Genomic DNA, 23,812 nt, shown 5'->3' with positions numbered 1-23,812 from the left:
TTTCCTCAGACAAGTTAAACTAAAACTCCAGACAAACAACGCGCGGTTTTGGCCGCGCGTTGCTTACTAAAACTCTTATTTCACCTGACGCTTCTGGTGTTCACCGGCCGCCTTGACGAAGCCAGCGAACAACGGATGTCCATCACGCGGCGTCGACGTAAATTCCGGATGGAACTGACAGGCCACAAACCACGGATGATCAGGCAATTCAATAATCTCAACCAGCTTGTTGTCCGCAGAACGACCCGCCACACGCATACCTGCGGCTTCGATCGGCTTCAACAGCATGTTGTTAACTTCGTAACGGTGACGGTGACGTTCCACGATGGTTGGCTCGCCGTACATCTTGCGCACCAGGCTGTTGTCGGTCAGGTGGCATTGCTGGCCACCGACGCGCATCGTGCCGCCCAGATCGCTTTCTTCGGTACGGACTTCGACGTTGCCGTCTTCGTCACGCCACTCGGTGATCAATGCGACCACCGGGTACTTACAGTCTGGCACAAATTCGGTGGAGTTAGCATTTTCCATCCCCGCCACGTTGCGCGCAAACTCCATCAACGCCACCTGCATACCCAGGCAAATGCCCAGATAAGGAATTTTGTTTTCACGCGCGTAGCGTGCGGTCATCACCTTGCCTTCCACGCCACGATAGCCAAAGCCGCCAGGGATCAGGATGGCATCCAGATCTTTCAGCACTTCAACGCCGCGGGTTTCAACATCCTGCGAATCGATCAGCTTGATGTTGACGGTCAGACGGTTTTTCAAGCCACCGTGCTTGAGCGCTTCGATCACCGACTTGTAAGCATCTGGCAGTTCGACATATTTGCCGACCATGCCGATGGTCACTTCGCCGCCTGGATTGGCTTCTTCGTAGATCACCTGCTCCCACTCGCCCAGATTGGCTTCCGGCGGTGTCAGGCTGAATCGTTTACAAATATAATCATCCAAGCCCTGAGATTTCAAGAGGCCTGGGATTTTATAAATGGAATCAACGTCTTTCAGGGAGATAACCGCTTTTTCCGGTACGTTACAGAAAAGAGCGATTTTAGCGCGTTCATTAGCAGGAACTGCGCGATCGGAACGGCAGATCAGCACATCTGGCTGAATACCGATGGAAAGCAGTTCTTTTACCGAATGCTGGGTAGGTTTGGTTTTCACTTCACCCGCGGCTGCCAGGTATGGCACCAGCGTCAAATGCATGTACAGAGTGTGCTCACGGCCCACTTCGACGGCCATCTGACGAATGGCTTCCAGGAACGGCAGGGATTCGATATCGCCGACGGTGCCGCCGATTTCGACCAACACCACATCGTGGCCTTCGCCGCCTTCGATGATGCGTTCTTTAATGGCATTGGTGATATGTGGGATCACCTGTACGGTGGCACCCAAATAGTCGCCACGGCGCTCTTTGCGCAGCACATCAGAGTAGATACGCCCGGTGGTGAAGTTGTTACGACGCGTCATTTTGGTACGGATGAAGCGCTCGTAGTGACCCAGATCCAGATCGGTTTCTGCCCCGTCTTCGGTGACGAAAACTTCCCCATGCTGAATCGGGCTCATGGTGCCCGGATCCACGTTGATGTACGGGTCCAGTTTCATGATGGTAACGTTGAGGCCACGGGCTTCAAGAATAGCCGCCAAGGAGGCTGCGGCAATGCCTTTACCCAGAGAGGATACGACCCCGCCGGTTACAAAAATATAGTTAGTTGTCATGCTGAACCTGAGAGTTTAGGTTTAAAGACGATGGAAGAACCAAGACGGGAAAGTAGTATACCCGAACCTCTCTTGACCTACAAACGATCGTTTTACCTGCCATCATCTCAACCACCCTCGTGAGTTCATCCCGGTTTAATCGTTCGGCCCCCGTTTTAGAGCCCTTTAGAAACAATGGGTTAGCATAAAAAACCGCGTGCAAACCGAGTTTAGATGCAATAAAACACCTTAGATTTCAGTTTGTTGAGCTTTTCTGCCGGTTAAACCAGATTCAGCAATCCACAACCCGGAGCTTAACCGTTTCAGCTTGAGCAAATATTGTCGCCGATCAAACAAGCGACACAGTTAGGACAACGGTATTGGCAATTAGTTTTCCAGGCGTTTTACCTGCTGCCAGGCCTCTTCCATCTGCTCCAACGTGGCTTCCTGCATTGTCAGACCGCGGCTTTGCACGATCTCTTCAACCTGGCGGAAGCGGCGTTCAAATTTGCGGTTGGCCACCTGCAACGCCTTTTCCGCCTTATGACCCAGATGGCGGGAAAGATTGACCGTGGCAAACAGCAGATCGCCAATCTCCTCTTCCAGCTTCTGCTCGTCTACCACCGCCTGCTGGGCTTCGTGCATCACTTCATCCAGCTCTTCATATACTTTGCCTACGACCGGCCCCAAGGTGTTCCAGTCGAAGCCGACCGCGGCACAGCGCTTCTGGATTTTATGAGCTTTCATCAGCGCCGGTAAGGCGTTGGGAATATCATCCAGCGCTGAGTGCAGCGCTTTCTCTGCCCGTTCATCGGCCTTCAACTGCTCCCAGCGGGCGGAAACCGCCGCGCTGTCTACTGCCTCAGCCTCACCGAAGATATGCGGGTGACGGCGTTCCAGCTTGTCGCTGATGGCGTTGCACACCTGGTCGAAGTCAAACAGCCCCTGCTCCTGGCCCATCTGAGCATAAAACACCACCTGGAACAGCAGATCGCCCAGTTCATCACGCAGCTCGGCATAGTCCTGGCGCTCAATGGCGTCCAGCACTTCGTAGGTTTCTTCCAGAGTGTAAGGTGCGATGGTGGCGAAGGTCTGCTTACGATCCCACGGGCAACCCACCTGCGGATCGCGCAGGGTTTTCATAATGGTCAGCAGGCGTTGTAACGGCATAGGTTGGGTCATGTTGAGTCTCTGAATAATTAAGGGCCCAGCATGCTGAGCCCTTAAGCAAAAAACAAAAATCAAGCGCCGTGCAGGCGTTTGGCGTCGATAACGTCTGGCAGTTGGTTGAGCTTGGCCAGCACACGCCCCAACACCACCTGGTTATAGATTTCGATGTCCATATCGATGGTGGCCAGCTGCTTTTTGGTGTCGCTGCGGCTGGCGACGCCCAATACGTTGACCTTCTCGTTGGCCAGGATAGTGGTGATATCACGCAGCAAACCGCTGCGATCGTTGGCCACGACGCGTACCACCAGCGAATAACCGCTGGAGTAGCTTTCCCCCCAGACCGCATCCACGATACGTTCCGGCGCGTGAGACTGTAGCTCCGCCAGTTGATCGCAATCCGCACGGTGGATCGAGATCCCACGCCCCTGGGTAATAAAGCCGACAATGTCGTCACCCGGGATCGGCTGGCAGCAGCGGGCAATGTGGTGCATCAGATTGCCGACGCCTTCGACCACCACGCGGCCATTATCTTTGTTGCGGGCCGAGGTTGCCGGGGCTTTCTGCTGGGTCAGTTGGCGTAACGCTTCGCGATCCTGCTCCTCGGCACTAGGCTTGTTGAGCTTGCCCTGTAGGAAGTTCACCATCTGGTTGAGACGGATATCGCCGCCGCCAATGCTCGCCAACACTTCATCCAACGAGTTGACGTTATAACGCGGGATCAGCAACTTTTCGGCTTCCCGCAGGCTGATACCGAGGTGTTCCAGCTCGTTGTCCAGCATCTGCCGCCCGGCCAGGATGTTTTTATCGCGATCCTGCTTGCGGAACCAGTTGTGGATCTTGGAGCGCCCACGGCTGGTGGTGACATAGCCCAGGTTCGGGTTCAGCCAGTCACGGCTAGGGTTCGGCTGCTTCTGAGTGATGATTTCAATCTGATCGCCCATCTGCAACTGGTAGGTAAACGGCACGATACGGCCGCCGATCTTGGCACCGATACAGCGGTGACCGACGTCGCTGTGGATATGGTAAGCAAAGTCCAGCGGCGTGGAGCCGGCTGGCAGATCCACCACGTCGCCCTTCGGCGTAAACACGTAGACGCGATCGTCGAACACCTGGCTGCGCACTTCGTCGAGCATTTCGCCCGAGTCCGCCATCTCTTCCTGCCAGGCGATCAGCTTACGCAGCCAGGCAATACGTTCTTCGTAGCCGGAACGCGCCGTAACCACCGCGCCTTCTTTGTATTTCCAGTGTGCAGCGACGCCCAGCTCGGCATCTTCGTGCATCTGGCGGGTGCGGATCTGGATCTCCAGCGTTTTGCCACGCGGCCCGAGCACCACGGTATGGATCGACTGATAGCCGTTTGGTTTCGGGTTGGCGACATAGTCGTCAAACTCATCCGGCAGATGGCGGAAATGGGTATGGACGATGCCCAATGCCGCATAGCAATCCTGCAGGCGCTCTACCACTACGCGCACCGCACGCACGTCGAACAGCTCATCGAACGCCAGCGATTTCTTCTGCATCTTACGCCAGATGCTATAAATGTGTTTCGGGCGGCCATAAATTTCCGCCTTGATGCCTTCGATCTCCATCGCGCTATGCAATGAAGCCACGAAGTCATCAATAAACTGCTCGCGATCGATACGGCGTTCATGTAGCAGCTTGGCAATGCGTTTGTATTCATCGGGATGCAGATAGCGGAAGCAGAAATCTTCCAGTTCCCATTTCAACTGGCCAATGCCGAGGCGGTTGGCCAGCGGGGCGTAGATATTGGAACACTCTTTGGCCGCCAGCACGCGTTCGTCTTCCGGCGCATCCTTCACTTCACGCAGGTGGGCAATACGCTCTGCCAGCTTGATCACTACGCAGCGGAAATCTTCCACCATCGCCAGCAGCATGCGGCGCACGTTATCGACCTGCTCGGAGCCCATCGAGTCGTTGTGGGTGGCTTTCAGTTGGCGGATGGCGTCCATATCGCGTACGCCGTGCACCAGGGAGGTAATGCCGGAACCGAACTCTTCGGTAAGGGTCGCTTCAGGAACGATCGCCGCGTCCACCAACGGGAACAGCAGCGCCGCGCGCATACTGTCGTTATCCATGCTGAGGGTCGAGAGGATCTCCACCATCTCCAGGCCACGCCATAGCAGCAACGGCGCATCGGGATGGTCTTTCGTCTGCTGTTCACAGTAACGCCAGGTTGCGGCTAATCGCTCACCTGACTGCGGGTTGGGCAACCCCAGGCTGGCTATCCAGTCATCAAGCGCGAATTCACCCGCCGTATTCAGATGTGCAGTTCTTACCGCGACCATAACTTCTCCCTACTTTTTCCGCGACCCGTGGATAAACAGCGCCATGGATTCAAGATGCCCCGTGTGCGGGAACATATCCAACATCCGCACACGCGCAAGACGATAACCGGCGTCCAGCAACACTTTGCTGTCACGTGCCAACGTCGTGGGGTTACAGGATATATACACCACGCGCTCTGGCGCCAGTTTTACAATGTGTGACATCACCCCAGCCGCGCCTGCGCGGGCTGGATCCAGCATCACCTTATCAAATCCCTGTGCTGCCCATGGTTGTCGCGCAACGTCATCTTCCAGATTTTCATGGAAAAAGGAGACATTACTGAGCCTATTCCTATCGGCATTATATTGCCCATTCGCTACCAGCGTGGCAACACCTTCAATCCCGACCACCGCCTTGGCCCGCTTGGCCAGCGGCAGGGTAAAGTTGCCCATGCCACAAAACAGATCCAATATGCGATCATTGGGCTCAATCTCGAGCCATTCAAGGGCCTGAGCCACCATTTGCTGATTTACCGCATCATTTACCTGAATAAAATCGCGCGGATTGAAGTCTAAGCGTAGCCCGTCAACCTGATAATACGGCGCTTCACCGCACAGTTTTTCCAGCCGTTCGCTATCCGGTGCCAAATAAACGGTGGTGCCATTTTGCTGGGAAAACTGCTGCAAAGCCTGACGATCGCCCTGCTTGAGTGCATCCAGGTGGCGCAATACCAGCACCGGTCCGTTATCCGCCAACACCAGCTCCGCATGGCCCAGACGCTGCACGGCCTGCAAGCCGCTCAGGCATTGATACAGCGGCACCAGCAGCCGTTCCAGTTCCGGTGCCAATACCGGGCACTGCTTCACCGCCACCAGATCGGACGAGGCGGCCTGGTGAAAACCCATCAGCAAACGGTGCTGCTGGGGTTGCCACTGTAACCCCAGCCGCGCCCGCCGACGGTAACCATACTGCGGCCCGGCAATCACCGGTTCCTGCTGCGGCGTCACCCCGGTTTCGCGGTAGATCAGGCGCCCCAGCGCCGCCGCCTTGCTTTGCTGTTGCAGCGCCTCGGAGACATGCTGCTGCTGGCAACCTCCGCACACACCAAAGTGTGGGCAGCGCGGCTCAACGCGTTGTATGCTGCAATTTAACAGTTGCCTGAGCTGACCTTTGGCGAATTGCCGTTTGTCCTGCGTCAACTGAATTTCGGCCTGTTCCCCCGGCAAAACGCCGGGGATAAATACCGCTTTGCCTTCATGGCGTGCCACTCCCTGGCCAAATGGATCGAGGTCCGTTACCGTCACCGTGAATATTTGTGAAGCTTGCCGGGTCGTCACGCGGCGTTTCGGAGAGTAGAATTGCGCCATAATTATTGATTGTGTGTTGGTTAATTAAGCTTAAGATTAGCCTCCAATTCTCCCACATTGGAATCCCATGACCAAATACAGCTTGCGCGCGCGCATGATGATCCTGATCCTGGCACCGACTTTATTGATCGGTCTACTGCTCAGCACCTTCTTTGTAGTGCACCGCTACAACGAGCTGCAGGAGCAATTAGTCGATGCTGGTGCCAGCATCATCGAACCTCTGGCCGTCGCCAGCGAATATGGCATGACCTTCCGCAGCCGTGAATCGGTCCGGCAACTGGTCAGCCTGTTGCATCGCCGCCATTCGGATATTGTCCGGGCGATCACCGTATTTGACTCGCAGAACAACCTGTTTGTCACCTCCAACTATCACCACAATTATACCCAGTTGCAGTTGCCCAAAGGTGTGCCGATGCCCACCGATATGATGCTGACCCGGCGTGGCGATTCGCTGATCCTGCGTACGCCAATCCTGTCGGAGTCACAGTTCCCGGACGAGGACACCAGCGGGGAGGCACATCCCGACAGCAATCTCGGCTATGTGGCGATCGAGCTGGATCTGCAATCGGTACGCCTACAGCAATATAAAGAGGTGTTCGTTTCTACCCTGCTGCTGCTGCTGTGTATGTGTATTGCCATTCTGTTTGCCTACCGCCTGATGCGCGACGTCACCGGCCCGATCCGCAATATGGTCAACACCGTCGACCGTATCCGCCGGGGCCAGTTGGATAGCCGGGTCGAAGGCTTTATGCTCGGCGAGCTGCAAATGCTGAAAAACGGCATCAACTCGATGGCGATGTCGCTGACCGCCTATCACGAGGAGATGCAGCAGAACATCGACCAGGCCACCTCCGACCTACGTGAAACGCTGGAGCAAATGGAGATCCAGAACGTTGAGCTGGATCTGGCGAAGAAGCGCGCGCAGGAAGCTGCCCGTATCAAATCGGAATTCCTGGCCAATATGTCCCATGAGCTGCGTACCCCGCTCAACGGGGTGATCGGCTTTACCCGCCAGACGCTGAAAACCGACCTGAGCGCCACCCAGACCGACTATCTGCAAACTATCGAACGCTCGGCCAACAACCTGCTGACCATCATCAACGACGTGCTGGACTTCTCCAAGCTGGAGGCTGGCAAGCTGATCCTGGAACATATTCCGTTCTCGCTGCGTGAAACGCTGGATGAGGTGCTGGTATTGCTGGCCCCTAGCGCACACGACAAAGGGCTGGAGCTGACCCTGGATGTGCAAAACGATGTGCCAGAGCAGGTAATTGGCGATTCACTGCGGCTACAGCAGGTGATCACCAATCTGCTCGGCAATGCGGTGAAGTTCACCGAAACCGGCAATATCGATATCCGCGTTGAGCTACGTAACCAGTTGGAACGCCAGGTTGAGCTGGAAGTGCAGATCCACGATACCGGCATCGGGATTTCTGAACGCCAGCAATCGCAGCTGTTCCAGGCTTTCCGCCAGGCAGATGCCAGCATCTCGCGCCGCCATGGCGGCACCGGGCTGGGCCTGGTGATCACCCAGAAGCTGGTGAAAGAGATGGGGGGCGATATCAACTTCCACAGCCAACTCAACCGTGGCTCGACCTTCTGGTTCCACATCACCCTCGATCTCAACGAAGGCATGTTGTCGCTGCCACCTAGTCTACCGGACTTGCGCGGTAAGACGTTGGCCTATATCGAAGCCAACCCAACGGCGGCCCAGGCAACGCTGAATATGTTGAGCGTCACCCATTTGGTGGTAACCCATTCGCCAACCCTGGGGCAATTGCCGAAAAATCATTATGACTTCCTGTTGGCAGGCGTACCGATCCCTTATCGGGATGCTAATGGCCAGCATCGAGACAAGCTGCTGGAGTCGCTGAAACTTGCCGATCGGGTGATCCTGGCGGTACCTAGCCAGTCGCAGATCGATGCCGAAAAAACGAAAAAGCTGGGCGCTATCGGCTGCCTGACCAAACCGATCAGCAGTAATCGCCTGTATCCGTTACTGCGTCTGGAGGCCCCGCTGCGTCAGAACGCACCAAAGGTACATAGACGCTTACCACTGACGGTGATGGCGGTCGATGATAACCCGGCCAACCTGAAGCTGATCGGTGCCTTGCTGGCAGAACAGGTAGAAAAAACGCTGCTGTGCGAAAGCGGTGAGGAAGCCATCGTGCTGGCACGTGATAACGTGCTGGATATGATCCTGATGGATATTCAGATGCCGAATATTGACGGCATCCGCGCCAGTGAGCTGATCCGCCAGATGCCGCACCACAACTCCACGCCGATCGTCGCCGTGACCGCCCATGCGGTGAGCGGCGAGCGAGAACACCTGTTGGAGGCTGGCATGGATGACTATCTGGCCAAGCCGATTGACGAAGCCATGCTGACACGGGTGCTCTCCCGTTATCACACCATCGAGCTTGAACCAGAGGCAGCCCAGCCGCGTAGCCCAGCTGAACCACCGTTATCGCTGGATTGGCCGTTGGCATTGCGCCAGGCCGCCAATAAAGAGGATCTGGCGCGCGATCTGTTGCAGATGTTGATCGAGTTCCTACCGCAGGTCAGCGATCGGGTAAAAGCCGTGCTGGAAGGAGAAGAGGACGACACCATTCTCGATCTGATCCACAAGCTGCACGGCAGTTGCAGCTACAGCGGCGTTCCGCGCCTTAAGCAACTGTGCTTCTATCTTGAGCAGCAACTGCGTCAGGGTGTGAGCAACGGTGATTTAGAACCGGAATGGCTGGAGCTGTTGGATGAGATTGAGCTGGTGGAGACGGAAGCGAAGTTCCAGTTGGGATAAGCCAGACCCCTCACCCTAACCCTCTCCCACAGGGAGAGGGGACTGTCCGGAGTTGTAGCAAGGTGCCGTGTCAATCTGTTAGCTGGGTAAAAGGGTTAGAGTTAGGGGTTAGGGTGGGCCTGAAAATTCGGTGGTGTACCTTGGATGAGGGGACAATCGAGTTTGTTGAGATAGCCCCTTTATTTGCAAAAGAGCAGGGGCTAACAGCTCCCTCTCCCTACGGGAGAGGGTTGAGGTGAGGGACGTCACCTTAACTAACCAGTACTCCGCTGCCCCTATCGGGTAACCTCTGCTTTGGCCAACTTTTCGTAATAACACGCCAGTGCGCTGTGATCGGCATTGCCCAGACCATCGGCGCGCAGCGCCTGCATCATTTCCATCACCGCAGCGGTCAACGGTAGCTGCGCCCCCACGCCATGGGAGGTATCCAGCGCGTTGGCCAGATCCTTGATGTGCAAGTCAATGCGGAAACCCGGTTTGAAATTGCGATCCATCACCATCGGTGCCTTGGTTTCCAACACCGTGCTGCCTGCCAGCCCACCACGGATCGCCTGGAATACCAGGTCTGGGTTGACCCCGGCCTTGGTGGCCAACACCAGCGCTTCGGACATGGCCGCAATATTCAGCGCCACGATCACCTGATTCGCCAGTTTGGTGACGTTGCCAGCGCCAATATCGCCAGTGTGCACCACCGAACCGGCCATGGATTTCATCACGTCAAAACAGCGATCAAACACCTCTTTATCGCCGCCCACCATCACCGACAATGTGGCATCTATCGCTTTAGGCTCACCGCCGCTCACCGGCGCATCAAGCATGGCGATCTGTTTGGCAGCCAGGGCTTCGCTGATTTCACGGCTTGCCAGTGGAGCAATAGAACTCATGTCTATCAGCACAGTCCCCGCTTTGGCTCCCTCAATCAGGCCATTTTCTCCCAATGCCACTTCCCGCACCTGCGGTGAGTTAGGCAACATGGTGATCACGATATCGCTCAATGCGGCCACCGCCTTTGGCGTGGCGGCAACATCGGCACCCAGCGCAGCCAGTTCAGCCACCGCTTCGGCATTGCGGTCCATTACCACCAACGAATAACCCGCCTGCAGCAGGTTTTTGCTCATGGGTTTCCCCATAATCCCCAAGCCAATAAATCCAATTTTCATCCCGTTCCCCTTATTCAACAGCCTGTTTAAACCGATCGCACAAGGCCTGCGTGGCCGTGCGGAATACGCCAAGATCGCTGCCGACGGCCACGAACCTGGCTCCCCATTCCAGATAACGGCGGGCATCAGCCTCAGCCGGTGCCAAGATGCCGCTGGCTTTACCGTGCGCGCTGGCTCGCTCAAAAATATGACGGATCACCGCCTGCACCTCCGGGTGATTTGGCTGGCCGAGATACCCCAAAGCGGCGGAAAGATCCCCCGGCCCGACAAAGATGCCGTCCACGCCCTCTACGCCAGCTATCGCGTCCAGGTTATCGACCCCCTGCTGGCTTTCGATCTGCACCAGCACCGCTATCTGCTGGTTAATCTGGGCGAAATAGTCCGGCACGGTGCCGTAACCGTTGCTACGGTGCGACACCGAGACCCCACGGATCCCCGCAGGGGGATAACGCGTCGACGCTACCGCCAACTCTGCCTGCTCAGCACTTTCCACAAACGGGATCAAAAAGTTGTAGAAACCGATATCCAGCAGGCGTTTGATAATCACCGGTTCGTTGCAGGGCGGCCGTACCACCGCGGCGCTAGGGCTGCCCTTGAGCGCCATCAGTTGCGGCACGAAAGTGCCAATGTCATTCGGCGCATGCTCGCCATCCAGCACCAGCCAGTCGAAACCGGCCAGCCCCAAGACTTCGGTGGAGATCGGGTTGGCAAGCGCAGACCAGCAGCCGATCAGGGTTTCGCCCGCGAGCAACGATTGACGAAAAGGGTTATGGCAGCTCTTCATGAAATTTCCTCTGTAGACGGATTAACGCACCAGGCACGGGCGTTTGTTATCAAAGATCCAGCCAGGGATCAGGTACTGCATACCCTGCGCATCGTCGCGTGCCCCAAGCCCGTGTTTCTGGTAAAGTTCATTGCCCCGCATTAAACGATCCCGATCCAGCTCGATCCCCAATCCTGGCCGTTGTGGAACCTGTACGCGGCCACCGACAATCTGCAGCGGTTCCCGCGTCAGCCGCTGGTTGCCCTCCTGCCAGATCCAATGGGTGTCGATCGCCGCAATGTTGCCCGGTGCCGCCGCGGCCACATGGGTGAACATCGCCAACGAGATATCGAAATGGTTATTGGAATGTGAGCCCCAGGTCAGGCCGAACTCATGGCACATCTGCGCAACGCGCACCGATCCCTGCATGGTCCAGAAATGAGGATCCGCCAATGGAATATCCACCGACTGCAACTGCAGCGTATGCCCCATCTGCCGCCAGTCCGTGGCGATCATGTTGGTCGCGGTAGGCAGGCCAGTGGCACGGCGGAACTCCGCCATCACTTCCCGCCCGGAGAAGCCCTGCTCTGCCCCGCAAGGATCTTCGGCATAGGCCAACACGTTACGCAGCTGTTTGCCTAGTGCGATCGCTTCTTTCAGCGACCAGGCCCCGTTGGGATCGAGCGTGATGCGCGCCTGAGGGAAGCGCTGCGCCAACGCCGTGACGGCCTCAGCCTCTTCACTGCCCGCCAATACGCCACCCTTTAGCTTGAAATCGTTGAAGCCATACTTATCAAAAGCCGCTTCCGCCAGGCGCACAATGCTTTGCGGCGTCAGCGCTTGTTCATGACGCAGGCGATACCAGTCGCAGGCCTCATCCGGCTGGCTCTGGTAAGGCAGCGGCGTTTTGTTGCGATCGCCGACATAAAACAGATAACCGAGCATTTCCACCGAGTCACGCTGCTGCCCATCCCCTAACAGGGCCGCTACCGGCACATCAAGGAACTGCCCCAACAGGTCCAGCATCGCTGCTTCAATGCCGGTCACCACGTGGATGGTGGTACGTAAATCGAAAGTCTGTAGGCCACGCCCGCTGGCATCCCGATCGGCAAAGCGTTCGCGCACCCGGTTCATCACGTTCTTGTATTCCCCCAGGGTTTTGCCGACCACCAGGGACTGGGCCTCTTCCAGGGTTTGGCGAATTTTCTCCCCTCCAGGGATCTCCCCTAGCCCGGTATTACCGGCGTTATCCTGCAAGATCACGATATTACGGGTGAAGAATGGGGCGTGAGCGCCGCTGAGATTGAGCAGCATGCTGTCGTAACCGGCCACCGGTACAACCTGCATGGCAGTAATTTTTGGTGCTGTTGTCATAGAGATGTCCTCAAAATTGTGGGTTCAGTTGCCAAACTCGCCGCCGTGTCATTGCCTGCTGGCCTTAGCCATGGGTTTCAGTTCGATACGCTTGATATCTCCCACGATGAACAGGTAGCTGGCCACCGCCAACAGCGCATGGATCCCGACGTAGACCAGCGCGCCGTTAAACGATCCGGTGGTACCAATGATGTAGCCGATGGCGATCGGCGTGACGATGCCGGAGATATTGCCGAACATATTGAACAGGCCACCGCTCAGGCCGCTGATCTCTTTGGGGGCGGTATCTGCCATCACTGCCCACCCCAGCGCGCCCAGCCCCTTACCGAAGAACGCGGCGGCCATGATGCCCACCACCATCCATTCGGTTTCAACGTAGTTGCAGAAGATCATCGACATCGACAACAGCATGCCCAGCACGATCGGCGTTTTACGGGCGAAGGTCAGCGACTGGGTACGGCGCATCAGGTAGTCGGAAATCACACCGCCGAGCACCCCACCGACAAAACCACAAATGGCAGGAACCGAGGCGACAAAGCCGGCCTTGAGGATCGACATCCCCCGCGCCTGCACCAGATACACCGGGAACCAGGTGATAAAGAAATAGGTCAGCGCGTTGATGCAGTACTGGCCGATATAGACGCCAATCATCATGCGTGATTGCAGCAGCTGCTTGATCTGGAACCACTTCTCGCCTTTGACCTTCACCTGCGTGGCCTGTTTCTGATCCATATTGATCAAGGCACCGCCGGCTTCGATATAGTCCAGTTCCGCCTGGTTGATGCTGGGGTGATCTTTGGGATTGTGCAGCACCTTAAGCCAGACAAAGCTCAGGATGATGCCCAGCCCGCCCATAAATAAGAACACGTGCGACCAGCCAACGGCATGCGTCAGCCAGCCCATGATCGGTGCGAAGATCACCGTGGCAAAGTATTGGGCCGAGTTGAAGATCGATACCGCCGTGCCACGTTCATGGGCAGGGAACCAGGCGGCGACAATCCGGCTGTTGCCGGGGAATGACGGTGCTTCTGCCAGGCCGACCAGGAAACGCAGCGCAAACAGCGCTATCACGATGCCAAAACCGCTGAAGATATCCACGAAGCCTTGCAGCAAGGTAAACAGCGACCAGATGAAGATGCTCCAGAAGTAGACCCGTTTGGAGCCGAAACGATCCAGTAACCAGCCACCGGGGATCTGACCAATCACATAGGCCCAGGAAAACGCCGAAAAGATATAACCCATTCCAACCGGATCGAGGCCAATATCCTGAGCCATTGCGGTACCGGCAATAGAAAGCGTGGCACGATCGCCATAGTTAAATGAGGTGACGATAAACAGCATTACCACGATCCAGTAACGCTTATTGGTTCGCTTGATGGCACTGTTGGCAGCGCTGATAGTAGACATGGTGCTCTCCTGCATTACTATATTCATCCTGAAAAACCGCTAAAAATAGCTCAGAACGAAAGGTTTAAATTAAATTGCAGCCTTTTTTGAGCAGTTCGATTAATACGGCATCGGCAATTTTTAAACGCATTAACGCTTGGTGGAGAAAAGTATAGGGAACCGGCTGCCGCGACTCATCGGGCAAATAACCCAATAACAGGGCTAATATGGCGGCTTGTTTATGGCGTATGCCCAATCGGGCGCGGGCTGGCTCACGGATCCCCCAGTTGCGTGAGCTATCTCACAGCGGATTAGCACAATGCCAAAGATTGACTCCCGGGAAACGCCAAATCTAGGTCATTTGCATAATGCCCGACACCATTGCGAATGTTATGCTTTTTGCTGAGCCAGTTTTTCGATTATTACCCACGGCGTACATAAATCAGAGTACGTGAGGTTTCACTATGTCCGAATATGCAGTTGGCAGTATTAAAGCATTACCGCGCTATATTCAGGTTCATCGGCAAGATAACGTCGCCATTGTGGTTAATGACTATGGATTGCCTAAAGGGGCAAGCTTCCCTTGCGGTCTGACATTATTGGAGCATATTCCCCAAGGGCATAAAGTTGCGCTGCAAGATATTCCTCAAGACGGCACTATTTTGCGCTATGGCGAAGTGATTGGCTTTGCCGCACGGGATATTCGCCGTGGCAGTTGGATTGATGAATCGCTGGTATTGCTTCCCCCGGCCCCCGAGTTGGCCAGCTTGCCACTAGCCAACAATGTGCCCCAGGCATTACCGCCTCTGGAAGGTTATACCTTTGAAGGCTACCGTAATGCCGACGGCAGCGTTGGCAGCAAGAACCTGTTGGCGATCACCACCAGCGTGCACTGCGTGGCCGGTGTGGTGGATTATGTGGTGAAAATCATTGAGCGCGACCTGCTGGCGAAATACCCCAACGTTGACGGCGTGGTGGGTCTGAATCATCTCTATGGCTGTGGCGTCGCCATCAACGCTCCCGCAGCGGTGGTCCCTATCCGCACCTTACATAATCTGGCGCTCAACCCGAACTTTGGCGGCGAAGTGATGGTGGTGGGGCTAGGCTGCGAGAAATTGCAGCCGGAACGCCTGCTGCAGGGAACCCCAGATGTACACCCCATCTCCGTGGATGAAAGCCGGATTGTGCGCCTGCAAGATGAGAAACACGTTGGGTTTCAGGCCATGGTGGCCGATATTCTGGCCGTGGCAGAGCAGCACCTGCAACGCCTGAACCGTCGCCAGCGGGAAACCGTGCCGGCCTCAGAGCTGGTGGTGGGGATGCAATGTGGCGGTAGCGATGCCTTTTCCGGGGTGACGGCCAACCCGGCGGTAGGTTTTGCTTCCGACCTGCTGGTACGTTGCGGGGCAACCGTGATGTTCTCCGAAGTCACCGAAGTGCGTGATGCCATCCACCTGTTAACCCCACGGGTTGCCGATCAACACGTTGGCAAGCGCTTACTGGAGGAGATGGCCTGGTATGACGATTACCTCAACCAAGGGCAAACCGATCGCAGCGCCAACCCTTCACCCGGCAACAAGAAAGGCGGTTTGGCCAACGTGGTGGAAAAGGCATTAGGCTCGATTGCCAAATCTGGCAGTAGCGCGATTGTCGAAGTGCTCTCCCCCGGCCAACGCCCCAGCAAACGTGGGCTGATTTATGCTGCCACTCCCGCCAGCGACTTTGTTTGCGGCACGCAGCAGTTGGCTTCCGGCATTACGGTGCAAGTGTTCACTACCGGCCGGGGAACCCCTTACGGCCTGACTGCCGTGCCGGTGATCAAAATGGCAACGCGCAGCGCGCTGGCCGAACGCTGGCACGACCTGATCGATATCAACGCCGGAACTATCGCCACCGGGGAGGCAACCATTGAGCAGGTGGGCTGGCAACTGTTTGAACTGATCCTGGATATCGCCAGCGGCCGCAAGCAAACCTGGTCAGATCAATGGGGTTTGTTCAACGCGTTGGCGGTATTTAACCCGGCACCGGTTACTTGAGTGCAACGCCCCTCACCCTAACCCTCTCCCCAAGGAGAGGGAACCGAACGTGCAACTATTTAGCCTCCCGACTCCGTATTAGCTGGGGGTTTAAATATCGCGACACTGAAGCTTGAGGCTGGCGTACAGCTAGCCTAGTCTTCATCAAGCTGTAACCCCACATACAGCAACAGGCGTGCATCGAAATTGGCCAGGTTCAACCCGGTGAGTTCGGATATGCGATTGAGACGATACTCCAGCGTATTGCGATGAATATAGAGTGCCTTGGCGGTCGCGGTGGGTTGCACATTATTCAGGAACCAGGCATTTAAGGTACGCAGCAGCAAACCATTACCGTCCATGGCTTTCAGACGTTCCAACGGCCGAGCCAGCTCATCCGCCTGCCAACCGCTACGCAGGCTGCCCAGCAATACCGGCAGCATCAGATCCTGATAATAATAGGCCCATCGCTCAGGCATGCGCTGCTTGCCAACGGCCATGGTGGTGCGCGCAGTGCGATAGGAACGCACCAGGCTGCCTGGGCCAACGAAATAGTTGCCGAGCGCAATACGCACTCGTAAACGGCTGCTTTCATTGATCCGCACCAGCAGATTCTCCACTCTCCGCCGGTGGGCCTCGGCATCCCAACGCCCATGGTGATTCAGCGCCGGTTTAAGTACCACCATTTCACTGAGAGAAACAATGGCGATCAGGTTGTCACGTTCCGGCAGCGTCAGCAGCTCCTGTAACTGCTGCAACTCGGCCATGGCGCTGTCGACTCCCAACTGGCCGCTATCCACCTCCACTACCGCCGCGACGCGGGGTTGGTTGGGATCTATCCCCAGGCGGTGCGCCCATTCCATCAAGGCCGGTGACAGCTCCTCCGTACGGATCAGGTTCAACACGAACTCTTCACGAAAGCGGCTGTCCTGCGCCAACAAACTCAACAATCGCGCCTGCTCCAGCATCATTTCAGCGGTCATGCAGACCAGTTCACCGTACTGCCGCAGTTGCACCGGATCGCCGGTCAGGCCGATGACCCCAACGATATTCCCGTCAACGTGCAACGGCAGATTAATACCGGGCCGAACGCCGTGCAAATGACGGGCAACGGCATCGTCTATAGCGACCACCCTGGCCTGAGACAGCACCAGCAATGCCCCTTCATGCAGTTCCCCCAGCCGCTCAGGATCGCCACTGCCAATAATCCGGCCCCGGTTGTCCATCACGTTGATATTGCTATCAATAATTTTCATGGTGCGAGCGACAATTTCCCTGGCTAGCTTGGCATCAAGATGATACTCCGCCATTGCGTCTTATCCCCGTCGGATGATAAACCAACGTTCAGCATACCGACGCGCCTCTACTGGCACATTGTGCAGATGCCCAAATGCGTTTTGGCCGGGCGTGAGTTTGTGCTCAAACTCACAGTTTTTAGCCATAAAAAAAGGCACGCCGAAGCGTGCCTCTGTAGAACAACGTGACAACATTACTGCATCAGCAGATACAGCGTCGAGTCGCCACGTTGGATGTTCAACGCCAACACCGCAGGCTTGCTGTCGAGCACCTTACGCAGTTCGCCCAGGTTAGTGATCGGCTGCTGGTTCACACCCATGATCACGTCGCCTTTTTTCAGCCCGATGCGCGCAGCGGCACTGCCAGGTTTCACCTTCTCAATCTTCACACCTTTCACTTTGTCGGTGCTGTTGCTCAGTTCTGCACCTTCAATGCCGGTGTAAATATTGCTGGAATCAACCTGCTCCTGGCTGCTTTGCTCAAGCGTTACGTCAATGGTCACCGGCTTGCCGTCGCGGATAATGCCCAGCGCCATCTTGGTGCCCACCGGCAAGCTGCCGATTTCAGCACGGAACGACGCAAAGCTGGAGATGGCTTTACCGTTCAGGGTGACAATCACGTCACCGGCCTTGATACCGGCCTTGGCAGCGGAGGATTTCGGCACAACCTGGCTGACGAATGCGCCACGCTGGGCGTCCACTTTCATCGCTTGCGCCAGCTCGGAGTTCAGCTCGGTACCCATGATGCCCAGCTCACCGCGTTTAACCTGGCCATATTCCACCATTTGCGAGGTCAGGTTTTTCACCATGTTGCTTGGAATAGCGAAGCCGATACCGATGTTGCCGCCGTCCGGCGCCAGGATCGCAGTGTTAATGCCAACCAGCTCACCGTTCAGGTTAACCAACGCACCGCCGGAGTTACCCCGGTTGATCGCCGCATCGGTCTGGATAAAGTTTTCGTAGTTTTCAATGTTCAAGCCGCTACGCCCCAAGGCAGAAACGATCCCGGAGGTTACGGTTTCACCCAGGCCATACGGGTTACCGATCGCCACGGTGTAATCACCCACGCGCAACTGCTCGGAATCGGCCATTTTGATCGCTGACAGGTTTTTGGCGTCTTTCAGTTGGATCAACGCGATATCAGAACGCGGATCCTTGCCGATCACCTTGGCTTCAAAGCGACGGCCATCGCTCAATTGCACCGTGATCTTGCTGGCATTGTCTACCACGTGGTTGTTGGTGACCACATAGCCTTTGTCCGCGTTGATGATGACGCCTGAACCCAGGGCCTTAAAGGCTTCCTGGGTAGTTGGCCCACCCGGTGCGCCACCTTGGCACATTGGGGAACCTTGGAAGGGTGAACCATCCTGGCAGAACGGCGACATTTGCTGTACCGTTTTCGCATTCACCGCGGCACTTCCTTCCACGTTAATGCTTACCACTGAAGGCATCACTTTTTCCAACATCGGTGCCAGGCTTGGCATCGGTTGGGCGCTAGTGGAGGCAGAAGCCGTTTCTGCGGCGTTGGCGGTCGTTACCGGACCCATTGCCAAACCAATACTCAAAGCCAGGGCGCTTAAAACCAGTGCTGTTTTTTTCATCTGTGTGTCTCTTAAAAGTCGTTCAAAAGGAATACCGGGTCTTGGTGCTTAGTAAGAGCCTGCTGATAAGCTGAAGTTCCCCTGGTGCGGCGGGCTAATAGTAAACAAATATTGTCGGTCTTTACAAAACTCGAAATAATGTTCCAGCTTGAGAGTTATCTCGCTAAAATAAGCGAGAATTATCTCATGATTTTATTCCGCCGCCATTAAACGACGATATTCATCATAGGCATAAAGGTCGGTCATGCCGCTGATATAATCCTGTAACAACCGCGCCCGGAAATAATATTCCCTAATAGCCTGCTGCTCGGCAGAAAGATGCTGCAAACCTTCCACCGCCTCGACATAGGCCAGGCGATGTTTGGTCGAAAGCTTGTGAAACAGCCGCGTTTCAATCGGGAACGCCCGGTGGCTGTCTTCCCGCACCAGCTGGCTGAAATCGGCCAGCGACATGGCCAGCAGCGGGCTATAAATGTCCAGCAGGCCGTTGATCACCCGGTAACCCTGGAGTTCCAACTGCTCCACTTCCGGGTGGTTGAACACGTGTTTGAACGCAACGTTCTTGAAGATAGCCAGCAGGCGGCAAGCCGGGCTGGCATCCTCCAACAAGGCTCCGTTAAAGTGGCCGTGATACACCGAGTCCAGGTTATCAATAAACCGCTGGGCCGCATGGGGAACCAATTTGGCAACGGTAAATACCCGCAGGTACATAAAGAACTGATCTTCTGAACTGCGACGCGCCCCGCTGCGCTCTATTTTGCGAAACGCACTGGCCACGGTCTTATCAAACAGATCCCCTGGAGCAATCTCGCCCCATTCCTGGGTTAAATGCTGATACAGCTGCTCCACGGTAAAGATGTTCTTTTCTACCGCGTCTTCCAGATCGGCCACGCAATAAGAAATATCATCGGCGGCTTCCATAATATAGGTGAGAGGGAAACGATCGAACTCTCCCATATGTAATTCACGCCGCAAACGATCGACAAAGGCTTCTTCCGCCAGATAAAACCCCGGCTTCTTCATCAGATAGCTGTGGCTGGCGGGAATATCGCTCGCCCAATAGGCCGGGCGGGTATATTTCAGGATGCAGCCAACCTGCGCATAGGTCAGGTTCAATTTCAGCAACGTGTAGACCAGGCGGATCGCCTGAGCATTGCCCTCAAAATGGCTGAGATCGTGGCGAATACGGCTGCGCAGCCGGTTAAGGTCGCTCTCCCCTTCATGCAGGCGTAACACCTCTACCTGGCAGCGATCGTGGCTACCCGGCTCACTGCCACAGCTGGCGGGATCGAGCCGCTGGCGGAACCAGTCGTTGATGGCCGATTCGCCGAAATGGCCAAACGGCGGATTGCCGATGTCGTGCATCAGGCAGGCCATTTCGACAATGCTCTCGAAAGGATCGAGCAGCTTGCTCAGGCCAAGCGCATCAATACGCTTTTCCTGTTTGAAGCGGTTGAGGATCTCTTTGGCAATATGCCGCCCCACCTGTTGCACTTCCATCGAGTGGGTCAGACGGCTGCGCACCGCCGCGTTACGCTCCAGCGGAAACACCTGCGTTTTCTGCTGCAAACGGCGTATCGCCGCAGAATTGACAATGCGACCGCGATCGCTCTCGAACTGGCGAATGATGTCGTACTCTTCTTCGGCTTCAATCGGCTTGCTAAAAGGCCGCTGAAAGCTGATCTTCTGCTTAAAGTCGATCCCGGACATCTGTTTCTCCTCCCGTTGCGCATTCCCTCCGTGATAACAATTCCCGGCGGCGGATGCAACGGTATTGCGGATTATCTCTCTCACAGAGCCATGATAGACTATGGCGCAATTTCCATACCCTATCAGCGAGTATTATTTATGAAAGTAGGCATCATCGGCGCAATGGAAGAAGAAGTTACCCTGCTGCGCGAGCAAATTGCGAACCGCCAGACCCTGCAACGTGCGGGTTGTGAGATCTATACCGGCCAAATCAACGGCGTGGAAGTCGCCCTGCTCAAATCGGGCATCGGCAAAGTGGCAGCGGCCCTGGGTACCACCCTGCTGCTGGAACAGTGCCAACCCGATGTGGTGATCAATACGGGTTCCGCCGGTGGCCTGGCCGCTACGCTGAACGTGGGCGATATCGTGGTATCTGAAGAAGTGCGTTACCACGACGCCGACGTGACCGCCTTTGGTTATGAACCAGGCCAGATGGCCGGTTGCCCACCAGCGTTCATTGCCGATCCCGCGTTGATCGAGCTAGCGGAAAACTGCATCAAGCAGCTTAACCTTAACGCGGTACGCGGCCTGATTTGCAGCGGTGACGCCTTTATTAACGGTGCCGAGCCTCTGGCCCGCATCCGCAACACCTTCCCAACCGTTGCCGCCGTTGAGATGGAGGCCGCCGCCGTTGGCCACGTTTGCCATCAGTTCGGCACGCCATTCGTGGTGGTACGCGCGATTTCCGACGTTGCCGATAGTGAATCCCATATGAGCTTCGACGAGTTCCTGGCGGTAGCCGCCAAGCAGTCCTCGCTGATGGTCAATACCATGCTGCAAGCCCTGGCCAAGCGCGGTTGATGTGAAGCTGCGTCTGTGCGCCCTGCTGAGCTGGCTGATCCTGGGGATGCTGCTGCCTGCCAGCGCCGCCCAACGGGTGATCAGCCTGGCACCGAGCACCACGGAGCTTGCCTACGCGGCCGGTATGGGGGATACCCTGCTGGCCGTCAGCGCTTACTCCGATTATCCCCCTGCCGCCAAACAGTTGGAACAGGTCGCCTCCTGGCAAGGGATCAACCTGGAACGGATCCTGGCGTTGAAACCCGATCTGGTTCTCGCCTGGCGTGGCGGTAATCCCCAGCGGGTATTGGATCAGCTTGCCTCCTTCGGCATCCCGATTTTTTATGCAGATGCCAAGAATATTGACGAGATCGCCCAATCGCTGGATGCGTTGGCGCAGTACAGCCCTTATCCGGAACAGGCACATCAGGCCGCTGCCAGCCTCCGCCAACAGGTAGAGGAGCTGAAAACGCGCTATGCCAGCAATTCGCCAAGGCCAGTGCTGCTGCAGTTTGGCACCCAACCGCTGTTCACCAGTTCGGCGGCCACGTTACAAAGCCAGGTGCTGTCCTTGTGCGGCGCAGAGAATATCTTTGCCGATAGCCCCGTGCCTTGGCCGCAGGTGAGCCGTGAGCAGGTGCTGGTGCGTAAACCGCAGGCCATCGTGATCAGCGGGAATGCCCAGCAGATCGCCAATGTGAAAGCCTTCTGGGGCCCACAGCTGGACGTGCCGGTGATTGCCCTTGAGGAAGATTGGTTTAACCGTGCCGGGCCACGCATCATGCTGGCGGCACAATCACTATGCGGTCAATTGGCGGAGATCCATTGATGGTATTTTGGCTGGATATTCTTGGTACGGCGGTGTTTGCCATTTCTGGCGTGTTGCTGGCGGGCAAATTACGGATGGATCCCTTTGGCGTCTTGGTACTGGGAGTAGTGACCGCGGTCGGTGGCGGGACGATCCGTGATATGGCGCTCGCCAACGGCCCGGTATTCTGGGTAAAGGATCCCACCGATCTGGTGGTGGCGATGGTCACCTGTGTGCTGACGCTGCTGCTGGTGCGCCAGCCGCGTCGGTTACCGAAATGGATCCTGCCGGTGCTGGATGCCATCGGGCTGGCGGTGTTCGTCGGGATCGGCGTCAATAAGGCGTTCGCCGCAGGCAGTGGACCGCTGGTGGCGGTCTGCATGGGAGTGATCACCGGCGTCGGCGGCGGGATTATCCGTGACGTGCTGGCCCGTGAGATCCCGATGATCCTGCGAACCGAGGTCTACGCCACCGCCTGCATCGTTGGCGGAGCGGTGCACGTCACGGCGTTCTACAGCTTTGGTATGCCGTTACAGCATGCCATGATGTTGGGGATGATCATCACGCTGGGCATCCGCCTGGCCGCCATTCGTTGGCATCTGAAACTACCGGCTTTTATCCTCGAACAGTAATTCTTGCCTCCGCCAGCTTCGGCGGAGGCTTTGCTGTTAATTAGTATATTCGACTATTATATAAGCAATGTGCTATTATTTTGCGCTATTAAAATGCGCTTGAATAATGTAATCATCCAGTTAACTCTTCGTTAAAAATTATCCCGCGCCATTAAGTTCCGTTCACTTTTGCCGATAGGTCCTATTGCTGTGGCCTGCGGATAGGTATTGTTTTGAATTTAAGCATGAAGAAAAATCTTTTGATCGCCAGCACACTGTTGTTGAGCAGCAGCGTGCTGGCCGAAAACACCAGCGGCAAGATGGGTATCAGTCTGACGATTGTGCCCACCTGCAGCGTAACCACGACCGGCAACACGCCACAGGTAGAATGCGGCAATGGCACAGTCTTACAGCCGAAGATGAGCCATAGCAAACGGATAGTAGACGATCGGGAAAGCGAACTGATCACCGTGGAATGGTAGGCACAAAAAAACCCGCGCACCGTACAGGCAGGCGGGTTTTTTAACGGCGGCAGATCAGATACTGAATGAAGAACCGCAGCCGCAGGTGGTTTTGGCATTCGGGTTAGTCACGATAAAGCGTGAACCTTCCAACCCTTCGGTATAATCCACCGCGCCGCCAACCAGATATTGCAGGCTCATCGGATCAACCACCAGCGCAACGCCCTGTTTCTCGATGGTCATATCGCCGTCGTTGATCTTGTCATCAAACGTGAAGCCGTACTGGAATCCACTGCAGCCACCACCGGTAATGTAAACCCGCAACTTCAGGTTTGGATTCTCTTCGTCAGCAATCAGGAATTTCACCTTGCTTGCTGCTGCCTCGGTAAATTGCAGGGGCAGTGCTGTTTCATCACTCATACTCGTTACTCCCAACAGTGTTTCACATCAGGCGACGACGACGGTAACCTGATTAATGGTGCTGATTATCTAAT

The 23,812-nt window shown here is 56.0% G+C and carries 18 protein-coding genes; 6 read left to right on the top strand and 12 right to left on the bottom strand.

All coding sequences use genetic code 11. From position 1 onward, the window contains the following. Window positions 1-75 precede the first annotated feature (75 nt). From pyrG to rlmD, 4 genes are all read right to left on the bottom strand, one after another. A complete protein-coding gene (gene pyrG, locus KGP26_RS04635; RefSeq protein ID WP_024483442.1) occupies window positions 76-1,713 on the bottom strand; it encodes a glutamine hydrolyzing CTP synthase in 1,638 nt (545 codons plus the stop codon). Between the two features lie 366 nt (window positions 1,714-2,079). Next, the gene (gene mazG, locus KGP26_RS04630) at window positions 2,080-2,874 is read right to left on the bottom strand and encodes a nucleoside triphosphate pyrophosphohydrolase (protein ID WP_223665088.1); all 795 of its coding nucleotides are present in this window, start codon (window positions 2,872-2,874) and stop codon (window positions 2,080-2,082) included. 59 nt (window positions 2,875-2,933) lie between these two features. Next, complete coding sequence (gene relA, locus KGP26_RS04625) at window positions 2,934-5,168, bottom strand: GTP diphosphokinase (RefSeq protein ID WP_021179385.1); 2,235 nt, start codon at window positions 5,166-5,168, stop codon at window positions 2,934-2,936. A gap of 9 nt (window positions 5,169-5,177) precedes the next feature. Further along, the gene (gene rlmD, locus KGP26_RS04620; protein WP_218519873.1) at window positions 5,178-6,515 is read right to left on the bottom strand and encodes a 23S rRNA (uracil(1939)-C(5))-methyltransferase RlmD; all 1,338 of its coding nucleotides are present in this window, start codon (window positions 6,513-6,515) and stop codon (window positions 5,178-5,180) included. A gap of 67 nt (window positions 6,516-6,582) precedes the next feature. Here rlmD and barA point away from each other — a divergent pair, with 67 nt between their 5' ends. Beyond that, a complete protein-coding gene (barA, locus tag KGP26_RS04615; RefSeq protein ID WP_223665087.1) occupies window positions 6,583-9,315 on the top strand; it encodes a two-component sensor histidine kinase BarA in 2,733 nt (910 codons plus the stop codon). A 275-nt stretch (window positions 9,316-9,590) separates the two neighbouring features. Here the strand turns inward: barA and garR are convergent, their stop codons facing one another. Genes garR through KGP26_RS04595 form a run of 4 tightly spaced genes read right to left on the bottom strand, consistent with a single transcriptional unit; the run spans window position 9,591 to window position 14,019 of the window. Further along, window positions 9,591-10,475, bottom strand: coding sequence for a 2-hydroxy-3-oxopropionate reductase (gene garR / locus KGP26_RS04610; protein WP_223665086.1), 885 nt, complete (start codon window positions 10,473-10,475; stop codon window positions 9,591-9,593). Between the two features lie 10 nt (window positions 10,476-10,485). Beyond that, window positions 10,486-11,259: a 2-dehydro-3-deoxyglucarate aldolase gene (garL, locus tag KGP26_RS04605; RefSeq protein WP_059199776.1), complete on the bottom strand. Its 774-nt coding sequence runs from the start codon at window positions 11,257-11,259 to the stop codon at window positions 10,486-10,488. 21 nt (window positions 11,260-11,280) lie between these two features. Next, complete coding sequence (gudD, locus tag KGP26_RS04600) at window positions 11,281-12,612, bottom strand: glucarate dehydratase (RefSeq protein ID WP_094982131.1); 1,332 nt, start codon at window positions 12,610-12,612, stop codon at window positions 11,281-11,283. A gap of 48 nt (window positions 12,613-12,660) precedes the next feature. Beyond that, the gene (locus KGP26_RS04595; protein ID WP_223665085.1) at window positions 12,661-14,019 is read right to left on the bottom strand and encodes an MFS transporter; all 1,359 of its coding nucleotides are present in this window, start codon (window positions 14,017-14,019) and stop codon (window positions 12,661-12,663) included. 443 nt (window positions 14,020-14,462) lie between these two features. Here KGP26_RS04595 and garD point away from each other — a divergent pair, with 443 nt between their 5' ends. After that, window positions 14,463-16,034 carry a galactarate dehydratase gene (gene garD, locus KGP26_RS04590; RefSeq protein ID WP_223665084.1) on the top strand — a complete coding sequence of 524 codons (1,572 nt, stop codon included), beginning with the start codon at window positions 14,463-14,465 and terminating at the stop codon, window positions 16,032-16,034. 134 nt (window positions 16,035-16,168) lie between these two features. Here garD and KGP26_RS04585 read toward each other — a convergent pair whose 3' ends face one another. The 3 genes from KGP26_RS04585 to dgt all read right to left on the bottom strand — a co-directional run bounded on the left by KGP26_RS04585 (window position 16,169) and on the right by dgt (window position 20,619). Then, the gene (locus tag KGP26_RS04585; RefSeq protein WP_059199773.1) at window positions 16,169-17,323 is read right to left on the bottom strand and encodes a CdaR family transcriptional regulator; all 1,155 of its coding nucleotides are present in this window, start codon (window positions 17,321-17,323) and stop codon (window positions 16,169-16,171) included. 179 nt (window positions 17,324-17,502) lie between these two features. Beyond that, window positions 17,503-18,909, bottom strand: a complete 1,407-nt coding sequence (degP, locus tag KGP26_RS04580) for a serine endoprotease DegP (RefSeq protein WP_059199772.1) — start codon at window positions 18,907-18,909, stop codon at window positions 17,503-17,505. Window positions 18,910-19,101: 192 nt separating this feature from the next. Then, on the bottom strand, window positions 19,102-20,619 hold the full coding sequence (gene dgt / locus KGP26_RS04575) for a dGTPase (RefSeq protein ID WP_115159088.1): 1,518 nt from the start codon (window positions 20,617-20,619) through the stop codon (window positions 19,102-19,104). A gap of 138 nt (window positions 20,620-20,757) precedes the next feature. Here dgt and mtnN point away from each other — a divergent pair, with 138 nt between their 5' ends. From mtnN to KGP26_RS04555, 4 genes are all read left to right on the top strand, one after another. After that, on the top strand, window positions 20,758-21,459 hold the full coding sequence (gene mtnN / locus KGP26_RS04570) for a 5'-methylthioadenosine/S-adenosylhomocysteine nucleosidase (protein ID WP_223665083.1): 702 nt from the start codon (window positions 20,758-20,760) through the stop codon (window positions 21,457-21,459). 1 nt (window position 21,460) lies between these two features. After that, complete coding sequence (btuF, locus tag KGP26_RS04565; protein ID WP_166734105.1) at window positions 21,461-22,267, top strand: vitamin B12 ABC transporter substrate-binding protein BtuF; 807 nt, start codon at window positions 21,461-21,463, stop codon at window positions 22,265-22,267. Further along, window positions 22,264-22,878 carry a TRIC cation channel family protein gene (locus KGP26_RS04560; protein ID WP_209554998.1) on the top strand — a complete coding sequence of 205 codons (615 nt, stop codon included), beginning with the start codon at window positions 22,264-22,266 and terminating at the stop codon, window positions 22,876-22,878. Before btuF ends, KGP26_RS04560 begins: the two co-directional genes overlap by 4 nt. Window positions 22,879-23,102: 224 nt before the next feature. Next, complete coding sequence (locus KGP26_RS04555) at window positions 23,103-23,339, top strand: hypothetical protein (RefSeq protein WP_059199768.1); 237 nt, start codon at window positions 23,103-23,105, stop codon at window positions 23,337-23,339. Window positions 23,340-23,393: 54 nt separating this feature from the next. Here the strand turns inward: KGP26_RS04555 and erpA are convergent, their stop codons facing one another. Then, the gene (erpA, locus tag KGP26_RS04550; protein WP_021179368.1) at window positions 23,394-23,738 is read right to left on the bottom strand and encodes an iron-sulfur cluster insertion protein ErpA; all 345 of its coding nucleotides are present in this window, start codon (window positions 23,736-23,738) and stop codon (window positions 23,394-23,396) included. Window positions 23,739-23,812: the final 74 nt, after the last annotated feature.

The organism is Serratia sp. JSRIV002 (genome assembly GCF_019968725.1).
Classification (GTDB): Bacteria; Pseudomonadota; Gammaproteobacteria; order Enterobacterales; family Enterobacteriaceae; genus Chania; species Chania fonticola_B.
The sequence above is the reverse complement of the archived record's forward strand: the minus strand, read 5'-3'. Positions and strand labels throughout refer to the sequence as shown.

Bases quoted from the DNA above. Each gene is read 5' to 3' on its own strand.
- pyrG (WP_024483442.1), bottom strand. From the start codon at position 1,713: ATGACAACTAACTATATTTTTGTAACCGGCGGGGTCGTATCCTCTCTG.
- mazG (WP_223665088.1), bottom strand. From the start codon at position 2,874: ATGACCCAACCTATGCCGTTACAACGCCTGCTGACCATTATGAAAACC.
- relA (WP_021179385.1), bottom strand. From the start codon at position 5,168: ATGGTCGCGGTAAGAACTGCACATCTGAATACGGCGGGTGAATTCGCG.
- rlmD (WP_218519873.1), bottom strand. From the start codon at position 6,515: ATGGCGCAATTCTACTCTCCGAAACGCCGCGTGACGACCCGGCAAGCT.
- barA (WP_223665087.1), top strand. From the start codon at position 6,583: ATGACCAAATACAGCTTGCGCGCGCGCATGATGATCCTGATCCTGGCA.
- garR (WP_223665086.1), bottom strand. From the start codon at position 10,475: ATGAAAATTGGATTTATTGGCTTGGGGATTATGGGGAAACCCATGAGC.
- garL (WP_059199776.1), bottom strand. From the start codon at position 11,259: ATGAAGAGCTGCCATAACCCTTTTCGTCAATCGTTGCTCGCGGGCGAA.
- gudD (WP_094982131.1), bottom strand. From the start codon at position 12,612: ATGACAACAGCACCAAAAATTACTGCCATGCAGGTTGTACCGGTGGCC.
- KGP26_RS04595 (WP_223665085.1), bottom strand. From the start codon at position 14,019: ATGTCTACTATCAGCGCTGCCAACAGTGCCATCAAGCGAACCAATAAG.
- garD (WP_223665084.1), top strand. From the start codon at position 14,463: ATGTCCGAATATGCAGTTGGCAGTATTAAAGCATTACCGCGCTATATT.
- KGP26_RS04585 (WP_059199773.1), bottom strand. From the start codon at position 17,323: ATGGCGGAGTATCATCTTGATGCCAAGCTAGCCAGGGAAATTGTCGCT.
- degP (WP_059199772.1), bottom strand. From the start codon at position 18,909: ATGAAAAAAACAGCACTGGTTTTAAGCGCCCTGGCTTTGAGTATTGGT.
- dgt (WP_115159088.1), bottom strand. From the start codon at position 20,619: ATGTCCGGGATCGACTTTAAGCAGAAGATCAGCTTTCAGCGGCCTTTT.
- mtnN (WP_223665083.1), top strand. From the start codon at position 20,758: ATGAAAGTAGGCATCATCGGCGCAATGGAAGAAGAAGTTACCCTGCTG.
- KGP26_RS04555 (WP_059199768.1), top strand. From the start codon at position 23,103: ATGAAGAAAAATCTTTTGATCGCCAGCACACTGTTGTTGAGCAGCAGC.
- erpA (WP_021179368.1), bottom strand. From the start codon at position 23,738: ATGAGTGATGAAACAGCACTGCCCCTGCAATTTACCGAGGCAGCAGCA.